Raw genomic sequence first — 4,277 nt, forward strand, 5'->3', positions numbered from 1 at the left:
GTTACTGGGAAATTAGTTACTGGTTACTTGATGGTATTTGTATATTTGCAAAATTTTATAATTTCTAATTAGACAGTTTCCCAATAACCAATAACTAATTTCCCAAATAATAACGTAAAATTTCCTAAAAAGTTAGACTTTTGCAAAGAAATTTACCTTTATCTCAAACGATGTTTATAGATTTAAGAAGTGATACCGTAACGAAACCCAGCAAGGGTATGAAAGAAGCCATGTTTATGGCTGAAGTGGGTGATGATGTTTTTGGCGATGACCCAACCGTATTGGCTCTCGAAGCCAAAACTGCCGAAATGTTTGGTATGGAAGCCGCTCTGTTTTGTCCGTCAGGAACGATGACAAATCAGTTGGCAATTCGGGTGCATACTTGGCCAGGAAGCGAAGTGATTTGTGATAAATATTCTCACATTTATTTGTATGAAGGTGGGGGAGTTGCTTTAAATTCTTTTTCTTCTCTAAAACTTTTAGATGGCGACCGAGGCAGATTAAATGCCCAACAAGTGCGTGATGCAATTAATAATCCCGATGATATTCATCAACCTACTACAAGTTTGGTTTCGCTCGAAAATACCATGAATAAGGGTGGTGGATGTTATTATCAACTATCTGATATTGAGCAAATTAGGGCTGTTTGTAATGAAAAGAATCTCCCTTTACATCTGGATGGTGCAAGGTTATTTAATGCTTTGGTAGAAACCAATGAAAGCCCCAAAACTTACGGGGAACTTTTCGATTCTATCTCAATTTGTTTGTCGAAAGGTTTGGGCTGCCCCGTTGGGTCATTGCTTTTGGGTAAGAAAGATTTCATTAAAAAAGCACGTCGCTCACGTAAAGTGATGGGTGGGGGCTGGCGACAAGCAGGTTTTTTGGCTGCCGCAGGAATCTATGCCTTAGAAAATAACATCGAACGTTTGCGAGAAGACCACGCTCGTGCCAAGCAAATCGGTAAAGTTTTAGATGGTCTTCCATTCGTAAAAAACATTTATCCGATTGATACCAATATTGTAATTTTTGAATTGCCTGAGACTATCTTGGCAAGTGACTTTGTGGCACGTATGAAAGAGCAAAATATCGGTTGTGTGGTTTTTGGTAAACACTTGGTAAGATTCGTCACGCACCTTGATTTTACGGACGAACATCTAATTGAATTTGAAAAAAATATCAGAAAAGTCGGTTGAATTCGTTAAGATTGTAGAACAAGTTCTTAACTTGTTATTAAATTTTATATCTGACAAGTTAGGAAACTTGTTGTACTGAAAAATACAAATTGTGAAAAGAAAACTCGGAATACTCTGTTTTATTTTTATTTCAATTCATTCTTTTGCTCAAGAAGAAAGACGTAAAGTGTTGAAAGTCAACCTTTCTGCTGCAGCTTTGGGTGCGGCTACTCTTCAATACGAAAGAGTTTTGGGTAATCATTTTTCTTTGGCATTGGGGGCGGGTTTTCGCCCGAAAAGTTTGTTTCCATATGCAAAAGATTTAGAAAAATATGTTGATTTTGCTGACGGGGAAATTGATTATATAAGTTTTGATAATGTAAAAAAAGCAGAGTCACGCATTGGAATGTATCATATTACGCCTGAAATGAGATTTTATTTCGGGAAAAAAGGTGCTCCAATTGGTACGTATTTATCAATTTTTGGGAAATATAATGACTTTCATGGCGATGTTCCTGTATTTATAGATACTGATTATAGAGGTGTGCCCGTCAGGCTAGATTTGCCAGTTGACACCCAAATAAAAACCGCTTCAGCAGGATTAATGGTTGGGCATCAGTTTCGTTTGGGTAATCGTTTTACTTTTGATTGTTATATTATTGGAGCTCATTTTGGCCGTGTGAGCGTACATGGAGAATCGAATCAAAATCTTGAGGGGTTCGATGATGATTTCAGAACTCGACTAAGAGATAAAATTCTGACAACTTTCAAAATCAATGAAGAGTATTTGGGCTTAGTGGTTGATAATCAAGGAGTAAGAATTGATAATGTACGTCAGCTCAATTACCTAAATTTGCGTGGATTTGGATTTAATTTGGGGTATCGTTTTTGATAAATTAAACCTGCAAGGTCTGGGCGACCCCGTCTTTTCAAACCTTGCAGGTTTTGTTTCTCTATCAAAATAATCTAATTCCTCCTTGTATACCCACCCAAGAAGTAAGCATAGCTTTTTGTCCAAAATAATTGCCTTGCTTTTCTGAAATCTTCCAGTTGTTGAGCTTTCCTAAATCAATACCTTCATCTTTACTCGCCAAGAAATTGATAGTCGGCGAAACAAACAAAGCGATATGTCGAGTTGCATGAATTTCTAATCCCAGACTTGCTTTGCTATGCTGGCGTAGATTCCAATAATTGCCATTTTGTTGAATATGCGAGGAAACTACATCAAAATTTAACCAAAACGTACGGTTTAGCTTCCATGAAGTTCCTAAACCATAACCGAGTGAAAAGTCTGGTTTATTAGCCAATCCAAAGTTATATCCTGCCGTTAGGATATTATAGAAGCGTTTTACTCCAGTTTTGAAAGTCATATTAAACCAATTTACTTCATCAGCACCGAGTTCGAGACGTCGATAACCACCTTTGCCCGCAAAACTTAAAAGTCCGATTGGAACACTGTTTTCGTTTTCTTTGGCAAAATTAAACAAGCCAATTTGATGTCCGCTTTGGGCTTTTTTTGCATAATTAAAGAGTGAAATTTGTAAACCACTCATTTTGCCATCCACCCAATTCGCTACTCCCGCAATTTGTATTCCTTTCAGGTTTTTTCCAGTAAAGTTACCAAATCCAGCTACTTGGAGTCCGTTAGTATTACCAATGGTGGTATTTCCAAAACCAGCAGCTTGAATACTTGCATGTGTATCTTCCAAAACGAAGTTGCCGAAGCCCGCGGCTTGAATTCCCGAAAAGTTTTTGAGTGAAGCATTTCCAAAACCTGCCATCTGAATTCCTCCTGTGCTTCCACCGTTGAGATTTCCGAATCCAGAAGCCTGCACACCGTAGAAATTTCGACCATTTACGCTGCCAAAACCTGCCATTTGTACGCCTTTTACGTCCTGTCCAACTAGATTGGCGAATCCGGATGCTTGTATTCCATAGACTTTTCCACGAACGACATTGAAAAGTCCACCAATTTCAAGGCTACGCACCCCCAACGAATAGCCACCGATGATGTTGATAGATACATTGTTGATGACGTTTCCACTCAAATAATGATTGGTGCCAATGAATGGCAAAAACGAAATTTGTGCAGGTCGATAAAGTGTATCACGGACATTATCGAGGTGAATGTTTTGTTTGGTTGTGATAAACCAATCAGTCAAGCGTCTTTGTGTGATTTGTAATTGCTCTTTGGCGGTATTCCAATATTCTTGATAATCGATTCTCGGAATTTCGATGATAATAGAATCTTTCGCTTCGACAGGCTCAATTTTAGTTATAACTGGCTGAATCACTGGCAAACTATCGAGCTTTTTGTTGGGAAGTGAATCAATCTTGAAGGAAATCAATCGAGCGATTGTATCGACTTTCGGGAGTTTTGGTATTGCTAAAAGTTTGATATTGAGTGTTTTATCTTGTTTTGAGCGAATCAAGATTCGTTCATCTTGGTAGTTCTGTTTTCTGACCAAAAGGTTTACATTATTCAATTCCTTCGGAATTTTTAGACGGTAGTAGCCATATTGATTCGATATGGCAGAGGCAAGTGTTACAGGTTCGTAGATACTCGCTTTCTCAATTTTTAAGCCCGTTTCTCCGTCTGAAACGTAGCCCATCACGAAAAAATCTTTCTGTGGTTCTTCGCTTGCTTTTTTTAGAATGATATAATTATTGCGATTCTTGAAAGTTGCCGTATTACCAAAAATATCGCTCAGAATCTCTCTAACAGCTTGGTTTTGTGCTGAAACTGACACTCGTTTTTCGACCGAAAATTCATCAGGATTATACGAAAAACTAAAGTTTCCAGCATTGGCAATGCTTTTGAGTGCATTGTCGAGTCTTTCGTTCGAGATTTTAATTGAAATGATTCGTTCGAGCGGTGGCCGATTTTGGGCAAAAACTTGGGTGATTGAGAGCAGTAAAAAAAATGTGAATAGCTTTTTCATAAATTTAAAAAATGTGTTTTTGAAGCTATGACATTTTAGTTTTGGTTTTCCCCTATTTTTAGTTGGCAGTTTTTAGTCTTCAGTTGGCATAATCGATGAGAGAACTGCCCACTGAGAACTGTCCACTGAGAACTGTCCACTGAGAACTGTCCACTGAGAACTG

3 protein-coding genes are annotated in these 4,277 nt (G+C 38.1%); 2 read left to right on the top strand and 1 reads right to left on the bottom strand.

Features of this window, described 5'->3' with window-relative positions; translation table 11 throughout:
- The first annotated feature begins 170 nt into the window (after positions 1–170).
- Both ACOVO2_RS18315 and ACOVO2_RS18320 read left to right on the top strand, forming a co-directional pair.
- A complete protein-coding gene (locus ACOVO2_RS18315; protein WP_421771368.1) occupies positions 171–1,193 on the top strand; it encodes a threonine aldolase family protein in 1,023 nt (340 codons plus the stop codon).
- A gap of 91 nt (positions 1,194–1,284) precedes the next feature.
- A complete protein-coding gene (locus ACOVO2_RS18320) occupies positions 1,285–2,064 on the top strand; it encodes a DUF3575 domain-containing protein (protein WP_421771366.1) in 780 nt (259 codons plus the stop codon).
- Positions 2,065–2,128: 64 nt separating this feature from the next.
- Here the strand turns inward: ACOVO2_RS18320 and ACOVO2_RS18325 are convergent, their stop codons facing one another.
- Positions 2,129–4,114, bottom strand: coding sequence for an STN and carboxypeptidase regulatory-like domain-containing protein (locus ACOVO2_RS18325; protein ID WP_421771367.1), 1,986 nt, complete (start codon positions 4,112–4,114; stop codon positions 2,129–2,131).
- Positions 4,115–4,277: the final 163 nt, after the last annotated feature.

It is taken from the genome of Emticicia sp. (assembly GCF_049241225.1).
Classification (GTDB): domain Bacteria; phylum Bacteroidota; class Bacteroidia; order Cytophagales; family Spirosomataceae; genus Emticicia.

Excerpts from the sequence above, each read along its gene's own strand:
- ACOVO2_RS18315 (WP_421771368.1), top strand. The coding sequence starts at position 171 with ATGTTTATAGATTTAAGAAGTGATACCGTAACGAAACCCAGCAAGGGT.
- ACOVO2_RS18325 (WP_421771367.1), bottom strand. The coding sequence starts at position 4,114 with ATGAAAAAGCTATTCACATTTTTTTTACTGCTCTCAATCACCCAAGTT.